This is a genomic window from Bacteroides muris (ex Afrizal et al. 2022) (genome assembly GCF_004793475.1).
GTDB lineage: Bacteria > Bacteroidota > Bacteroidia > Bacteroidales > Bacteroidaceae > Bacteroides > Bacteroides muris.
In genome coordinates this window covers 21,370-36,960 of record NZ_SRYZ01000013.1, presented here as the reverse complement: position 1 = coordinate 36,960, position 15,591 = coordinate 21,370, and the positions used below count along the sequence as shown (strand labels likewise).

The following is a 15,591-nucleotide window of genomic DNA, read 5'->3' as shown; positions in this document are numbered from 1 at the left end:
AGATTAGAAATGAGAACAGAACCAACAACATATAACTTGCTTAACACCATTACATTTCCCGAGGATTTACGACAACTCAGCGTAGAAGAGCTTCCTGAAGTCTGTAAAGAATTGAGGCAAGACATTATAAAAGAGGTTTCGTGTAACCCCGGACATTTCGCAGCCAGCCTGGGCACGGTAGAGCTGACCGTTGCCTTGCACTACGTGTTCAACACTCCGCACGACCGCATAGTCTGGGATGTGGGCCATCAGGCGTATGGACACAAGATACTGACCGGACGCCGCGAAGCATTCTCCACCAACCGTAAATTCAAGGGAGTCCGTCCTTTTCCTTCACCGGAGGAAAGCGATTATGACACATTCGCCTGCGGACATGCGTCAAATTCCATTTCGGCGGCTCTCGGCATGGCGGTAGCCGCAACCAAGAAGGGAGAAAAAGACCGGCGCGTAGTTGCCGTCATCGGTGACGGAAGCATGAGCGGCGGTCTGGCTTTCGAGGGACTGAACAACGCTTCGTCCACCCCCAACAACCTTCTCATCATTCTCAACGACAACGATATGTCGATAGACAGAAGTGTAGGTGGCATGAAGCAGTACCTTTTCAACCTGACTACCAGCAACCGCTACAACCAGTTGCGCTTCAAGACATCCAGACTGCTATTCAAAATGGGACTCCTGAACGAAGACCGCCGCAAAGCACTAATCCGCTTTGCCAACAGCCTGAAATCAATGGCCGCCCGGCAACAGAATATCTTTGAAGGGATGAACATCCGCTACTTCGGCCCCATCAACGGACACGATGTGAAAAACATAGCCCGTGTCCTGCGGGACATCAAAGATATGCAGGGACCGAAAATACTGCATCTGCACACCGTGAAGGGAAAAGGCTTCGAACCTGCCGAGAAGAATCCGGACATCTGGCACGCACCGGGCAAGTTCAATCCGGAAACCGGAGAACGCCTCAAGACAGATACCAGCAACTTGCCTCCGCTTTTTCAGGACGTGTTCGGGGAAACACTGGTAGAACTGGCAAAGGAAAATCCGAAAATCGTCGGAGTAACCCCCGCCATGCCCACCGGCTGCTCCATGAACAAGCTGATGGACGCCATGCCCGACCGTGCCTTCGATGTGGGTATTGCCGAAGGGCATGCCGCCACTTTCTCGGGCGGTATGGCCAAAGAGGGAATGCAGCCTTTCTGCAATATCTACTCTTCCTTCATGCAGCGGGCATACGACAATGTCATCCATGACATCGCCCTGCTCCGCCTCCCCGTCGTGCTTTGTCTGGACCGCGCCGGACTGGTGGGAGAAGACGGACCGACACACCACGGAGTTTTCGACTTGGCCTATTTCCGTCCGATTCCCAACCTGACCATATCTTCACCGATGGACGAACATGAATTGCGCCGCCTGATGTACACCGCACAGTTGCCGGACAAAGGTCCGTTCGTCATCCGCTATCCCCGCGGACGCGGCGCATTGCTGGACTGGAAATGTCCGCTGGAAGAAGTACCCATAGGCAAAGGGCGTAAACTGAAAGAAGGCAAAGACCTGGCAGTCATCACCCTCGGCCCCATAGGAAATGTAGCCGCTCGTGCCATAGAGCGTGCGGAAAAGGACAAAGGACTCTCCATAGCCCACTACGACCTGCGTTTTCTCAAGCCGCTCGACGAAGCCCTGCTGCACGAGGTAGGACTCAACTTCCAGCATGTCGTCACCATAGAAGACGGCGTCAAAAAAGGAGGAATGGGCAGTGCCGTACTGGAGTTCATGGCAGACAATGACTATATTCCCCATATCAGACGTATCGGTGTACCCGATGCCTTTATAGAACACGGTACTATACAAGAGTTGCATCATCTTTGCGAGATGGACGAAGAGGGAATCTATAATATATTAATTAAGGACGATGATTGACGAATGAAAAGTCCGGCTACACCCATACAGCCGTCCGTAAGGAAACTCTTCATTCTTCATTCTTCATTCTTTATTCTCTAAAACATTGTGAAAATAATTATTGCAGGTGCCGGCGCAGTAGGCACACACTTGGCTAAATTGCTGTCCCGCGAGAAGCAGGATATCATTCTGATGGACGATAACGAAGAAAGGCTGACTTCCCTAAGTTCCAACTTCGACCTGATGACCGTCGTGGCATCTCCCACCTCTATCAAAGGTCTGAAAGAAGTGGGAGCGGGAGAAGCCGACCTCTTCATAGCCGTCACCCCCGACGAAAGCCGCAACATGACCGCCTGCATGCTGGCCACCAACCTGGGAGCGGAAAAGACCGTGGCACGCATTGACAATTACGAATACCTATTGCCCAAACACAAGGAATTCTTCAAGAAATTAGGCGTGGATTCACTTATTTATCCTGAAATGCTTGCTGCTAAAGAGATTGTATCAGCCGTACGCATGAGCTGGGTACGGCAATGGTGGGAATTCTGCGGAGGTGCCTTGGTACTGATAGGTACCAAGATGCGCGAAAAGGCCGAAATACTGAACATTCCCCTCCACGAACTGGGAGGACCGGAGATGCCCTACCACATAGTGGCCATCAAGCGAGGCAGCGAAACAAAAATTCCGCGAGGTGACGACACTATCCGCCTGCACGATATCGTCTACTTCACTACCACCCGCAAATACATCCCCTACATACGCAAGATAGCCGGTAAAGAAGAATATGCCGACATACGCAACGTGATGATCATGGGCGGCAGCCGCATCGCCGTGCGTACCGCCCAATACGTACCCGACTACATGCAGTTGAAAATCATTGAAAACGACTTATCCCGTTGCAATCGCCTGACCGAACTGCTGGACGACAGTACCATGATTATCAACGGTGACGGACGCGACATGGATCTCCTTGTAGAGGAAGGGCTAAAGAACACGGAAGCTTTCGTGGCTCTGACCGACAACTCGGAAACCAATATCCTGGCCTGCCTCGCCGCCAAACGCATGGGAGTTGCCAAGACCGTGGCCGAAGTAGAGAACATCGACTACATCGGCATGGCCGAGAGCCTGGATATAGGAACCGTCATCAACAAGAAGATGATTGCCGCCAGCCACATCTACCAGATGATGCTGGATGCGGACGTCAGCAACGTGAAATGCCTGACCTTTGCCAATGCCGATGTAGCGGAATTTACCGTTAAGGCCGGCTCGAAGATTACCAAACATCCGGTAAAAGACCTCGGCCTCCCGAAAGGAGCCACCATCGGCGGACTTATCCGTCAGGGGGAAGGCATCGTGGTTATGGGTAACACCCTGATACAGCCGGGTGACCATGTAGTGGTATTCTGCCTGAACATGATGATTAAGAAAATCGAAAAATACTTTAACTAATTGAGAATGAGTAGTTGGTAAATGATTAACTTCAAGACAATCATACGGATTATCGGTATTCTGCTATTGCTGGAAACAGTCATGTTTCTGGTCTGTTCGGGCGTGTCCTTCTACTACAGAGAAAGCGATATGCTCGACTTCTGGAAAGCAGGAGGCATCACAGCAGGGGTAGGCTTATTGCTGGCGGCTCTCGGCAAGGGAGGTGAACGGCAACTGACGCGCCGTGACGGATATGTACTGGTCAGCTTTGCCTGGGTGGCATTCTCTCTTTTCGGAATGCTGCCTTTCTATATAGGCGGATACATACCCGACATTGCCAATGCATTCTTCGAAACCATGTCCGGTTTCAGCAGTACGGGTGCCACCATCTTGGACGACATCGAGTCACTTCCTCATGGAATACTGTTCTGGCGCAGTATGACACAGTGGATTGGCGGCTTGGGAATCATCATGTTCACCATTGCAGTGCTTCCCATCTTCGGAGTCAGTGGCCTGCAGGTGTTCGCCGCCGAGGCAAGCGGCCCTACACATGACAAGGTTCATCCCCGTATCGGTATCACCGCCAAATGGATTTGGAGTATCTATGCCGGCATAACCGCTCTGCTTGTCGGTCTGCTGATGCTTGGAGGTATGGACTGGTTCGACAGTATCTGCCATGCATTTGCCACTACCGGTACCGGTGGCTTCTCCACCAAGCAGGCCAGCGTTGCCTACTACAATTCTCCTTATATAGAATATGTCATCTCCATTTTCATGTTTATCTCCGGCATCAACTTCACCTTGCTATTATTGTTCGTCAACCGGAAATTCAAGAAGTTCATCGGCAATGCCGAGCTGAAATTCTATTTCGGTTCAGTTGTGCTCTTCACTGCCGTCATAGCCATCGTGCTTTACTATACCAGTCCCATGGGGATGGAAGAATCCTTCCGCAAATCCTTGTTCCAGGTAATCTCCCTCCAGACCTCCACCGGTTTTGCGACAGATGACTATATGCAATGGACACCCGTCTTGTGGGGGCTGCTTACCATCATCATGCTGATGGGAGCGTGTGCAGGCAGTACCACCGGAGGCTTGAAGTGTATACGTATGGTAATTCTTACCAAAGTCTCACGAAACGAGTTCAAACACATCCTACACCCCAATGCCATACTTCCGGTACGGATAAACAAGCAGGTAATCTCTCCCTCCATTGTCTCCACCGTACTGGCTTTTTGTTTTATTTATATCTCCATTATAGTCATCGGCACACTGCTCATGATGGCTATGGGTGTCGGGGCTGAAGAATCAATGGGCTGCGTCATTTCCAGTATCGGTAATATGGGACCCGGATTGGGTGAAACCGGACCTGCCTATTCGTGGAATGCCCTGCCCGATGCAGCTAAATGGCTGTTATCCTTTTTAATGCTTCTGGGTCGTCTTGAGTTATTTACCGTACTGCTGCTTTTCACACCGGATTTCTGGAAACGGAATTGATTTAGGATAAAAAGTGTAAAAATAATCATTTTTTGTTATGCGGGGATAGCAAATTGAACAATACTTATTATATCTTTGCGTCCTTGAAAGAGAGAATTGTGGTATGAAGCAATGCATTAAATACTGTTTAATCATAATCTTTGCAGCCCTATTGCACGACAGTGCAACCGGAGCTGCAGATATTTTGTGCGTTCCTGCCACCCGACAAGCAGAATGCTGTACGCTGTCACAAGCTCCTACCACCCAACAAGCAGTCCAGAAGTTCTACGACTTGTTTTCACCAAACTCCCTCTGCATAGAACATGTAGACCATACGCAAGTACCAACCAACAAAAGCGTACTCCTGCGCATGTACATCTACAAGATGCAGCAGCATGCCTATGCACCGGAATGCGACCGTTTGTTGAATCTGTCTCCTCATCCCGTACCCGACGCGAATTATTACGTGTTCGGGCTAAGAAAGATTATCATTTAGAAGGCCTGCAAGCGCAGACGCTTGCCCCTGACCTCGCCGGACAACAAATCAGAGGTTTTGTCCTCCGGTGCGATGTATCTATTATTATATATCTAAAATCTTATCAGGTTTATGAACTTTACTTTGTTAGTGGTCGTCTTATTGACGGCAATCGCTTTCGTGGGTATCGTCATCGCGCTCTCCAATGCGATAGCACCCCGTTCGTACAATGCACAGAAGATGGAGCCGTACGAGTGTGGTATCCCTACCCGCGGTAAATCGTGGATGCAATTCCGGGTAGGTTACTATCTGTTTGCCATCTTGTTCCTGATGTTCGAAGTGGAAACGGTATTTCTGTTCCCTTGGGCAGTCATCACCCGTGAGCTTGGTGTGGCAGGACTTTTCAGCATTTTATTTTTCCTGATTATATTGATTCTGGGCCTTGCTTATGCCTGGAGGAAAGGAGCTTTGGAATGGAAGTAACAAAGAAACCGAAAATCAAATCTATCCCTTATGAAGAGTTTACAGACAACGAAACGTTGGAGAAACTGGTTCGGGAACTTAATGCCGGAGGCGCCAATGTCGCCCTTGGCGTACTGGACGATTTCGTCAACTGGGGACGCAGCAACTCGCTGTGGCCTCTTACGTTTGCAACCAGCTGTTGCGGTATCGAATTCATGGCTCTCGGTGCAGCCCGCTACGACATGGCTCGCTTCGGGTTCGAGGTAGCCCGCGCCAGCCCGCGCCAGGCAGACATGATTATGGTTTGCGGAACAATAACCAATAAGATGGCTCCCGTTCTGAAACGTCTTTACGACCAGATGGCCGACCCCAAATATGTAATAGCCGTAGGCGGCTGTGCCGTCAGTGGAGGCCCGTTCAAGAAATCCTATCATGTGGTGAACGGTGTGGACAAGATTCTGCCTGTAGATGTCTACATTCCCGGTTGCCCTCCCCGTCCGGAGGCATTCTACTATGGCATGATGCAATTGCAACGTAAAGTGAAAATCGAGAAATACTTCGGTGGAGTAAACAGAAAAGAAGAAAAGCCGGAAGAGGAAATACTAATGTGATAGAGTAGTAATGTGACAACATTATCACCTTACAACGTTACCACCTTTTTTTATAATTATGGAAATAAAATACATAGAACCCTCAGCCCTGCACGACGAGATGCTGCGTCTGCGAAAAGAGGAACAGATGGACTTTCTGGAATGCCTCAGCGGTATGGACTGGGGAATGCCCGATGAAAAAGATGCACCGGACACTCCCCGTGGACTTGGCGTGGTCTACCTGCTGGAGTCTACTGTTACCGGCAAACGGGTAGCAATACGCACCGCCACTCTGAACCGGGAATGCCCCGAACTTCCTTCCGTCAGCGACATTTGGAAAGCTGCGGATTTTAATGAACGCGAAGTTTACGATTTCTACGGCATCGTCTTCATCGGCCATCCGGATATGCGCCGCCTCTATCTGCGCAATGACTGGGTAGGCTATCCCATGCGCAAAGACAACGATCCGGAGAAGGACAACCCGTTGCGCATGGACAACGAAGAAACTATTGATACCACCACGGAGTTGAAACTGAACCCGGACGGTAGCGTTAAAAATAAAGAGCTACAACTATTCGGTGATGAAGAATATGTTGTGAACATCGGTCCCCAACACCCTGCCACACACGGTGTCATGCGTTTCCGCGTGTCATTGGAGGGTGAAAACATCAGCAAGATTGATGCCAACTGCGGCTACATCCATCGGGGTATCGAGAAGATGTGCGAAAGTCTGACTTATCCGCAAACCTTGGCCTTGACCGACCGTCTGGACTATCTGGGCGCACATCAGAACCGCCATGCCTTGTGCATGTGCATCGAAAAGGCAATGGGCGTGGAAGTAAGCGAGCGCGTACAGTACATACGTACCATCATGGACGAATTGCAACGAATAGACTCCCACTTGCTGTTCTATTCTTGCCTTGCCATGGACCTGGGGGCATTAACCGCCTTCTTCTACGGTTTCCGCGACCGCGAAAAGATACTCGACATCTTTGAGGAGACTTGCGGCGGACGCCTCATCATGAACTATAACACCATCGGAGGTGTGCAGGCAGACATCGCTCCCGGCTTCGTAAAGAAAGTGAAAGAATTCATCCCCTACCTTCGCGGTATCTTGCACGAATATCACGATGTATTCACCGGAAACATCATTGCCCGGCAACGTCTGAAAGGCGTAGGCATACTCTCACGGGAAGACGCCATTGCCTTCGGAGCCACCGGAGGTACGGGGCGTGCCAGCGGATGGGCGTGCGACGTGCGCAAGCGGATGCCGTATGCCGTATATGACAAGGTGGACTTCAAAGAAATCGTCCGCACCGAAGGCGATTCATGGGCACGCTACCTTATCCGTATGGATGAGATTCTGGAAAGCTTGAAGATTATCGAGCAACTGATAGACAACATCCCGGAAGGAGCCTATCAGGAAAAGATGAAACCAATTATCCGAGTACCGGAAGGCACTTATTATGCAGCCGTGGAAGGCAGCCGCGGTGAGTTCGGCGTCTTCCTCGAAAGCCACGGCGACAAGATGCCTTACCGCCTGCATTTCCGCAGTACGGGCTTGCCATTGGTATCGACCGTAAACACCATTTGCCGCGGAGCTAAAATCGCCGACCTTATTGCCATTGGCGGAACATTGGATTATGTAGTACCAGATATTGATAGATAGTATGTTTGACTTTAGTATAGTAACCAACTGGATACACCAGTTGCTGACTTCCCTGATGCCGGAAGGTCTGGCGATATTCCTCGAGTGCGTGGTGATTGGCGTATGCATCATCTTGATGTATGCCGTGCTTGCCATCATCCTGATTTACATGGAGCGTAAGATATGCGCCTTTTTCCAATGCCGCCTCGGTCCGATGCGCGTAGGGAAATGGGGATTGCTCCAGGTGCCTTGCGATGTCATCAAGATGTTGACAAAGGAAATCATTGACCTGAAATTCTCTGACCGGTTCCTCTACAACCTGGCACCGTTCATGGTAATCATCGCTTCTTTCCTGACATTTGCCTGCTTGCCCGTCAACAAGGGATTGGAGGTATTGGACTTCAATGTAGGAGCCTTCTTCCTGCTGGCTACGTCGAGCATCGGCGTAGTGGGTATCCTGCTGGCAGGCTGGAGTTCCAACAACAAATTCTCGCTGATTGGCTCCATGCGAAGCGGTGCGCAGATTGTCAGTTACGAATTGTCCTGCGGATTGAGCATACTGACAATGGTGGTATTGATGGGAACCATGCAGTTCTCCGAAATCGTAGAAGGACAGGCTGACAGCTGGTTCATCTTCAAAGGACATATCCCTGCATTGATAGCCTTCATCATCTACCTCATTGCCGGAAATGCGGAAACCAACCGTGGTCCCTTCGACCTGCCCGAAGCCGAGAGTGAATTGACAGCCGGATACCACACGGAGTACAGTGGTATGGGCTTCGGCTTCTTCTATCTGGCAGAGTATTTAAATCTGTTTATCGTAGCTTCCGTGGCCGCCACCATCTTTTTAGGAGGCTGGATGCCGCTCCACATCGCAGGCCTGGACGGCTTCAACGCAATGATGGATTACATCCCTGGATTCATATGGTTCTTCGGAAAGGCCTTCTTTGTCGTCTTTCTGCTGATGTGGATAAAGTGGACCTTCCCCCGCCTGCGTATCGACCAGATTCTGAATCTGGAGTGGAAGTACCTGGTACCCATCTCCATGGTGAACTTGATTTTGATGGTATTAATTGTAGTATTCAAGTTGCATTTCTAACCGGTGTAGCACCGGAGCAAGATTTCCTTACGGACAATTTCAATAAAGATAAAAATAATGAAAGACAATCACTCTTATATCGGCAGACTCATACATGGCATCACCTCTCTGCTGACAGGCATGAAAACCACCATGATCGTATTCTGCCGCAAAAAGACCACCGAACAATATCCGGAAAACCGCGCGACATTGAAACTCTCCGACCGTTTCCGTGGCACGCTGACCATGCGCCATAATGACGAAAATGAGCATCGGTGCGTGGCTTGCGGCTTGTGCCAGATGGCTTGCCCCAACGATACCATCAAGGTGACCGGAGAGATGGTTGAAACGGAAGACGGCAAGAAAAAGAAGATACTGGCAAAGTACGAGTATGACCTCGGTTCGTGCATGTTCTGCCAACTCTGTGTAAATGCCTGCCCTCACGATGCCATCACGTTCGACCAGAACTTTGAGCATGCAGTGTTCGACCGCACGAAACTGGTCATCACACTGAACCGTCCGGGCAGCCACGTAGAAGAAAAAAAGAAAACAACCGCTCCCAAAGAAGAGACAACAAAGTAATTCGTAAATAGTAATTTGTAATTAAACAACATGGAAATAACTCTTGAAACAGTAGTATTCTACTTCCTTGCGGCTTTTATCACCGTATTTTCCATTTTGACGGTAACGACTCACCGCATGGTGCGCTCAGCCACCTACCTGCTGTTCGTGCTTTTCGGTACGGCAGGCATCTACTTCCTGCTGGGTTACACCTTCCTCGGCTCCGTGCAGATTATGGTCTATGCAGGCGGTATCGTGGTACTTTACGTCTTCTCCATACTACTTACCAGTGGCGAAGGCGATATCATTGAAAAGTTAAAGCGCAGCAGATTCCTTGCCGGACTGGGTGCCACCGTGGGCGGTGCCATTATCGTAGTATTCATCACTTTAAAGCATAAATTCATTGCCACCACCGACGTGGAACCTTTGGAGGTGAACATCAAAACCATCGGCCACCACATGCTGAGCGGTGACAAATATGGTTATCTGCTTCCCTTCGAAGCTGTCAGCATACTATTGTTGGCATGTATCGTAGGCGGATTATTAATAGCACGTAAAAGATAGGAATTATGATACACATGGAATATTATCTGATAGTTTCGGCTATCATGTTCTTCGCAGGCATCTACGGATTCTTCACCCGCCGCAACACACTGGCGATACTTATCAGCATCGAGCTGATACTGAATGCCACGGACATCAATTTCGCGGTGTTCAACCGTTTCTTGTTTCCCGGAGGCCTGGAGGGATATTTCTTCTCTTTATTCTCCATCGCCATCTCGGCCGCCGAAACGGCTGTGGCCATTGCCATCATGATCAACATCTACCGTAACATCCGCAGCATCCAGGTGAACAAACTGGATAAGATGAAATGGTAAGAGCAAAAGCCGTCAAGCAATGTTTCTTGAATAGTAATAATTGATAAACATAGTATATATGGAATATACAATATTAATCCTTCTACTCCCTTTCCTCTCTTTCCTCGCTCTGGGGCTTGGAGGTAAATGGATGTCACACCGCACTGCCGGACTTATCGGAACTGTGGCATTGGGTGTGGTCGCAGTGCTTTCCTATCTCACCGCAGGAATGTACTTCAGCGCTCCCCGCCTTGCCGACGGTACGTACGAGACACTGACGCCCTATAACTTCAAATGGCTGCCCTTCACAGAAAGCCTCAGCATCGACATGGGCATTCTGCTCGACCCGATTTCGGTCATGATGCTCGTGGTCATCAGCACCGTTTCGCTGCTGGTACACATATACTCTTTCGGCTACATGAAGGGCGAACGCGGTTTCCAGCGCTACTACGCCTTCCTATCACTCTTCACCATGTCCATGCTCGGACTGGTAGTTGCAACGAACATCTTCCAGATGTATCTTTTCTGGGAGTTGGTGGGCGTATCCTCCTATCTGCTGATTGGCTTCTACTATACGAAGCCCGCAGCCATTGCCGCTTCGAAGAAAGCGTTTATTGTTACCCGTTTTGCCGACCTGGGGTTCCTTATAGGCATCCTTGTCTATGGATATTATGCCGGTACATACACCTTCAGCCCCAGTGAGATGGCGCTGGCAAAGGGGGGGGCGGCAATGATTCCGCTTGCCTTGGGACTGATGTTCATCGGTGGTGCCGGAAAGAGTGCCATGTTCCCGCTGCACATTTGGTTGCCCGATGCCATGGAAGGCCCTACGCCGGTCAGTGCACTAATTCACGCCGCTACAATGGTAGTTGCAGGTGTCTATCTGGTGGCACGCATGTTCCCGTTGTTCATAGAATATGCTCCCGGCGTGCTGCACATCGTGGCATACGTAGGAGCCTTCACGGCATTCTATGCCGCCAGTGTGGCATGTGTGCAGAGCGACATCAAGCGTGTACTGGCATTCTCCACCATCTCCCAAATCGGCTTCATGATGGTGGCGCTGGGGGTATGTACATCAGCCGACCCGCACGAAGGAGGACTGGGCTACATGGCAAGCATGTTCCACCTGTTCACACACGCCATGTTCAAGGCATTGCTGTTCCTCGGAGCGGGCAGCATCATCCATGCCGTACACAGTAACGAGATGTCTGCCATGGGCGGACTGCGGAAGTATATGCCCGTCACGCATATCACATTCCTCATCGCGTGTCTCGCCATCGCAGGCATCCCGCCGTTCTCAGGATTCTTCTCCAAAGATGAAATCCTGACGGCCTGCTTCCGGTTCAGTTCCACCATGGGATGGATTATGACAGTGATTGCAGGTATGACAGCATTCTATATGTTCCGCCTCTACTACGGTATCTTCTGGGCCGGCTCGGAGCCGGGACAAAAGTCGGCAAGCGGAGGCTTAGCGCCCGGGCAACAGTCGGCAAGCGATGTAAGCGACAGCCACGTGCCTCACCCCCACGAGAGTCCGCTGGCGATGACCCTGCCCCTGATGCTCTTGGCTGTAGTTACGATAGTCGCCGGTTTCATTCCTTTCGGCCACTTCATCTCTGCCAACGGCACGACATATAGCATCCATCGGGATTGGAGTGTGGCAGGTACGAGTATTGTCGCAGCAGTGATTTCCATCGCCATCGCCACCTACATCTATGCAGGTAGCCGGCAGCCCGTTGCCAATGCGCTGGCACGCCGTTTCAAAGGCTTGTGGACGGCTGCTTACCACCGCTTCTATCTGGACGAGGCCTACCAGTTCGTCACCCACCGCATCATCTTCGGCTGCATTTGCCGCCCCATCGCCTGGTGGGACCGCCATGTGGTGGACGGCTTCTTCAACTTCCTTGCCTGGAGTGCCGAGGCTATCAGTGACGAGATACGCGGTCTGCAGAGCGGACGCATCCAGCAATATACATTTGTATTCTTGCTGGGCACGCTGGCACTGATACTGTTGCTATTGCTATAACCCGAGATTTTTCAATCGTAAATCGCAAATCGTTAAATCGTAAATATAAAGATGAACTTTTTATCATTATTTGTTCTCATCCCCTTGCTGATGTTGCTGGGTCTTTGGCTCAGCCGCAACATCGCACAAATACGTGCGGTGATGGTGACCGGTGCATCGGCTCTGCTGGTTCTTTCTGCGGCATTGACCGTGATGTACCTCCATGCACGCCACGCCGGTGCCACGGACGAGATGCTGTTCCGTGCCGACATGGTCTGGTATCCTGCACTCAACATCCACTATTCGGTAGGTGTAGACGGTATTTCGGTAGCCATGCTGCTACTTTCGGCCATCATTGTCTTCACCGGAACATTCGCCTCCTGGAGGCTGCAACCGCTGACTAAAGAATATTTCCTTTGGTTCACCTTCCTTTCCATCGGTGTGTTCGGATTCTTCATCTCGATAGACCTGTTCACCATGTTCATGTTCTACGAGGTTGCCCTCATTCCCATGTACCTGCTTATCGGCGTATGGGGGTCGGGGCGCAAGGAGTACTCTGCCATGAAGCTGACTCTGATGTTGATGGGCGGCTCCGCCTTCCTGCTTATCGGTATTCTGGGTATCTACTACGGTGCCGGAGCCACCTCCATGAATCTATTGGAAATAGCACAGATGCACAATATCCCCATCGAACAGCAACGTATCTGGTTCCCTCTCACCTTCTTGGGTTTCGGTGTGCTGGGCGCTCTGTTCCCGTTCCACACATGGAGCCCCGACGGTCACGCCTCCGCACCGACTGCCGTTTCCATGCTCCATGCCGGTGTATTGATGAAGTTGGGAGGTTACGGATGTTTCCGCATAGCCATATATCTGATGCCCGAAGCTGCGCAGGAACTGGGATGGATATTCCTCATTCTTACCGGAATCTCCGTGGTATACGGTGCATTCTCCGCTTGTGTGCAAACCGACCTGAAGTATATCAATGCCTACTCTTCCGTCAGCCATTGCGGCCTGGTGTTGTTCGCCATCCTGATGATGAACCGGACGGCTTGCACGGGCGCCATTCTGCAGATGCTCTCTCACGGACTGATGACAGCCTTGTTCTTCGCCCTTATCGGTATGATATACGGACGTACCCATACGCGTGACGTCCGCGAGCTCTCGGGTCTGATGAAGATTATGCCTTTCCTAGCCGTCTGCTATGTAATTGCCGGTCTTGCCAATCTGGGATTACCCGGGCTCAGCGGTTTCATTGCCGAAATGACCATCTTCACCGGTTCGTTCCAGCATCCCGATACGTTCCACCGTGTGTGGACAGTCATTGCATGCAGTTCCATCGTGATTACGGCAGTCTATATCCTGCGACTGATAGGAAAGATTCTCTACGGAACCTGCACCAACAAACATCACCTCACCCTGAGCGACGCTACCTGGGATGAACGTACAGCGGTCATTATCCTCATTGCATGCGTTGCCGCTCTCGGTATGGCACCATGGTGGATTAGCGGCATGATCGGAGACAGCGTATTGCCGATAGTCAATGCACTGTAAATTGTAAACAGAAAATTGTAAAACAGTAAATACATAGTCATGGATTATTCTCAATTCCTCCTGCTCAAAGAAGAGCTTTCGCTGATATTGGTCATCGTCATCCTTTTTGTCGCCGACCTCTTCATGAGTCCGGATGCACACAAGAATGACGGCAAACCGTTGCTGAACACAATGCTGCCAGTTGTTCTGCTGACCATACATACACTTATCACCATCGTTCCCGGTCCTGTGGCCGATGCCTTTGGCGGCATGTATCACAACCAGCCGATACAGAGCATCGTGAAATCCATCCTCAGTATAGGTACACTGATTGTATTCCTGATGGCCCACGAATGGATGCGCCTTCCGGACACTGCCATCAAACAAGGTGAATTCTACATTCTGACACTTTCCACCTTGCTGGGCATGTACTTCATGATTTCCGCCGGTCACTTCCTGATATTCTTTATCGGACTGGAGACAGCAAGCATCCCAATGGCAGCACTGGTTGCCTTCGACAAATACCGCCACCACTCTGCCGAGGCCGGTGCCAAGTATATTCTCACGGCACTGTTCTCCAGCGGATTGCTGCTATACGGATTATCTTTGATTTACGGTACGGTAGGCACCCTCTACTTTGCCGACATACCGGCACGCCTCACCGGCGACCCGTTGCAAATCATGGCATTCGTATTCTTTTTCTCCGGCATGGGATTCAAAATATCACTGGTGCCTTTCCATCTTTGGACAGCAGACGTCTACGAAGGTGCTCCAAGCACAGTGACAGCCTATCTGAGTGTCATCTCCAAAGGCTCTGCCGCCTTCGTGCTGATGACTATCCTCATCAAGGTATTCGCTCCGATGGTGGAGCAATGGCAGGAGGTACTGTACTGGGTCATCATCGCTTCCATCACAATGGCCAACCTCTTCGCCCTGCGCCAGCAGAACCTGAAGCGGTTGATGGCTTTCTCCAGTATTTCGCAGGCGGGTTACATCATGCTGGGTGTCATCAGCGGAAGCGCACAAGGTATGACGTCGCTGGTGTACTACGTGCTGATATATATGTTTGCCAATCTTGCCGTGTTTACGGTCATCACCATCGTGGCATTGCGGGCGCATAAGTTCACGTTGGAGGAATACAACGGTCTGTACGTCACCAACCCGAAAGTGACGTTCCTGATGACGCTGGCCCTGTTCTCTCTGGCAGGCATCCCGCCGTTTGCGGGCTTCTTCTCGAAGTTCTTCATCTTTGCGGCAGCCTTCGAAGGCGGTTTCCATCTGCTGGTATTTATTGCCCTTGCCAATACAATCATCTCGCTTTATTACTATCTGAGGATTGTAAAGGCGATGTACATCAACAAGAGCGACGAACCGATTGCGGCATTCCGCAGCGACTACTATACACGTGCCAGCCTGGCCATCTGTACGCTGGGTATCGTGATACTGAGTATTGCAAGTGCGGTATATCAATCCATCGACAAGTTCTCATTCGGATTATAGCCGGAGGGCATCATCACTCGCCACATGTCACGCAGATTGACACAAAGAATCTTTAGAAGTACTGATAATCAACGACTTTTTCTTGTGT

General features: G+C 50.6%; 14 protein-coding genes. All 14 read left to right on the top strand.

Annotated elements, in window-relative coordinates; genetic code table 11:
* Positions 1 to 9: 9 nt before the first annotated feature.
* On the top strand, positions 10 to 1,917 hold the full coding sequence (gene dxs / locus E5355_RS07775; protein ID WP_136009883.1) for a 1-deoxy-D-xylulose-5-phosphate synthase: 1,908 nt from the start codon (positions 10 to 12) through the stop codon (positions 1,915 to 1,917).
* Positions 1,918 to 2,004: 87 nt separating this feature from the next.
* Positions 2,005 to 3,345 (top strand): Trk system potassium transporter TrkA, encoded by a 1,341-nt coding sequence (gene trkA, locus E5355_RS07770; protein ID WP_136009882.1) that lies wholly within the window; start codon positions 2,005 to 2,007, stop codon positions 3,343 to 3,345.
* Positions 3,346 to 3,366: 21 nt separating this feature from the next.
* The gene (locus E5355_RS07765) at positions 3,367 to 4,818 is read left to right on the top strand and encodes a TrkH family potassium uptake protein (protein WP_005835219.1); all 1,452 of its coding nucleotides are present in this window, start codon (positions 3,367 to 3,369) and stop codon (positions 4,816 to 4,818) included.
* 103 nt (positions 4,819 to 4,921) lie between these two features.
* Positions 4,922 to 5,293, top strand: coding sequence for a hypothetical protein (locus E5355_RS07760; protein ID WP_005823953.1), 372 nt, complete (start codon positions 4,922 to 4,924; stop codon positions 5,291 to 5,293).
* Positions 5,294 to 5,404: 111 nt separating this feature from the next.
* A complete protein-coding gene (locus tag E5355_RS07755) occupies positions 5,405 to 5,755 on the top strand; it encodes an NADH-quinone oxidoreductase subunit A (RefSeq protein WP_004289129.1) in 351 nt (116 codons plus the stop codon).
* The gene (locus E5355_RS07750; protein ID WP_136009881.1) at positions 5,746 to 6,345 is read left to right on the top strand and encodes an NADH-quinone oxidoreductase subunit B; all 600 of its coding nucleotides are present in this window, start codon (positions 5,746 to 5,748) and stop codon (positions 6,343 to 6,345) included. Before E5355_RS07755 ends, E5355_RS07750 begins: the two co-directional genes overlap by 10 nt.
* A gap of 55 nt (positions 6,346 to 6,400) precedes the next feature.
* Entirely contained in the window at positions 6,401 to 7,993 is a 1,593-nt protein-coding gene (locus E5355_RS07745; RefSeq protein WP_168354298.1) for an NADH-quinone oxidoreductase subunit D, read from the top strand.
* Between the two features lies 1 nt (position 7,994).
* Positions 7,995 to 9,071: an NADH-quinone oxidoreductase subunit NuoH gene (gene nuoH / locus E5355_RS07740; RefSeq protein ID WP_136009879.1), complete on the top strand. Its 1,077-nt coding sequence runs from the start codon at positions 7,995 to 7,997 to the stop codon at positions 9,069 to 9,071.
* Positions 9,072 to 9,128: 57 nt separating this feature from the next.
* Positions 9,129 to 9,632 carry a 4Fe-4S binding protein gene (locus E5355_RS07735; protein ID WP_136009878.1) on the top strand — a complete coding sequence of 168 codons (504 nt, stop codon included), beginning with the start codon at positions 9,129 to 9,131 and terminating at the stop codon, positions 9,630 to 9,632.
* Between the two features lie 30 nt (positions 9,633 to 9,662).
* Positions 9,663 to 10,175, top strand: coding sequence for an NADH-quinone oxidoreductase subunit J (locus E5355_RS07730; RefSeq protein WP_136009877.1), 513 nt, complete (start codon positions 9,663 to 9,665; stop codon positions 10,173 to 10,175).
* A gap of 5 nt (positions 10,176 to 10,180) precedes the next feature.
* Complete coding sequence (nuoK, locus tag E5355_RS07725; protein ID WP_136009876.1) at positions 10,181 to 10,489, top strand: NADH-quinone oxidoreductase subunit NuoK; 309 nt, start codon at positions 10,181 to 10,183, stop codon at positions 10,487 to 10,489.
* Between the two features lie 58 nt (positions 10,490 to 10,547).
* Positions 10,548 to 12,494, top strand: a complete 1,947-nt coding sequence (nuoL, locus tag E5355_RS07720) for an NADH-quinone oxidoreductase subunit L (protein ID WP_136009875.1) — start codon at positions 10,548 to 10,550, stop codon at positions 12,492 to 12,494.
* A gap of 51 nt (positions 12,495 to 12,545) precedes the next feature.
* Positions 12,546 to 14,024 (top strand): complex I subunit 4 family protein, encoded by a 1,479-nt coding sequence (locus tag E5355_RS07715; protein ID WP_136009874.1) that lies wholly within the window; start codon positions 12,546 to 12,548, stop codon positions 14,022 to 14,024.
* Positions 14,025 to 14,063: 39 nt separating this feature from the next.
* Entirely contained in the window at positions 14,064 to 15,503 is a 1,440-nt protein-coding gene (locus tag E5355_RS07710; RefSeq protein ID WP_136009873.1) for an NADH-quinone oxidoreductase subunit N, read from the top strand.
* Positions 15,504 to 15,591 lie beyond the last annotated feature (88 nt).

Bases quoted from the DNA above. Each gene is read 5' to 3' on its own strand.
- dxs (WP_136009883.1), top strand. From the start codon at position 10: ATGAGAACAGAACCAACAACATATAACTTGCTTAACACCATTACATTT.
- E5355_RS07765 (WP_005835219.1), top strand. From the start codon at position 3,367: ATGATTAACTTCAAGACAATCATACGGATTATCGGTATTCTGCTATTG.
- E5355_RS07760 (WP_005823953.1), top strand. From the start codon at position 4,922: ATGAAGCAATGCATTAAATACTGTTTAATCATAATCTTTGCAGCCCTA.
- E5355_RS07755 (WP_004289129.1), top strand. From the start codon at position 5,405: ATGAACTTTACTTTGTTAGTGGTCGTCTTATTGACGGCAATCGCTTTC.
- E5355_RS07750 (WP_136009881.1), top strand. From the start codon at position 5,746: ATGGAAGTAACAAAGAAACCGAAAATCAAATCTATCCCTTATGAAGAG.
- nuoH (WP_136009879.1), top strand. From the start codon at position 7,995: ATGTTTGACTTTAGTATAGTAACCAACTGGATACACCAGTTGCTGACT.
- E5355_RS07735 (WP_136009878.1), top strand. From the start codon at position 9,129: ATGAAAGACAATCACTCTTATATCGGCAGACTCATACATGGCATCACC.
- E5355_RS07730 (WP_136009877.1), top strand. From the start codon at position 9,663: ATGGAAATAACTCTTGAAACAGTAGTATTCTACTTCCTTGCGGCTTTT.
- nuoK (WP_136009876.1), top strand. From the start codon at position 10,181: ATGATACACATGGAATATTATCTGATAGTTTCGGCTATCATGTTCTTC.
- nuoL (WP_136009875.1), top strand. From the start codon at position 10,548: ATGGAATATACAATATTAATCCTTCTACTCCCTTTCCTCTCTTTCCTC.
- E5355_RS07715 (WP_136009874.1), top strand. From the start codon at position 12,546: ATGAACTTTTTATCATTATTTGTTCTCATCCCCTTGCTGATGTTGCTG.
- E5355_RS07710 (WP_136009873.1), top strand. From the start codon at position 14,064: ATGGATTATTCTCAATTCCTCCTGCTCAAAGAAGAGCTTTCGCTGATA.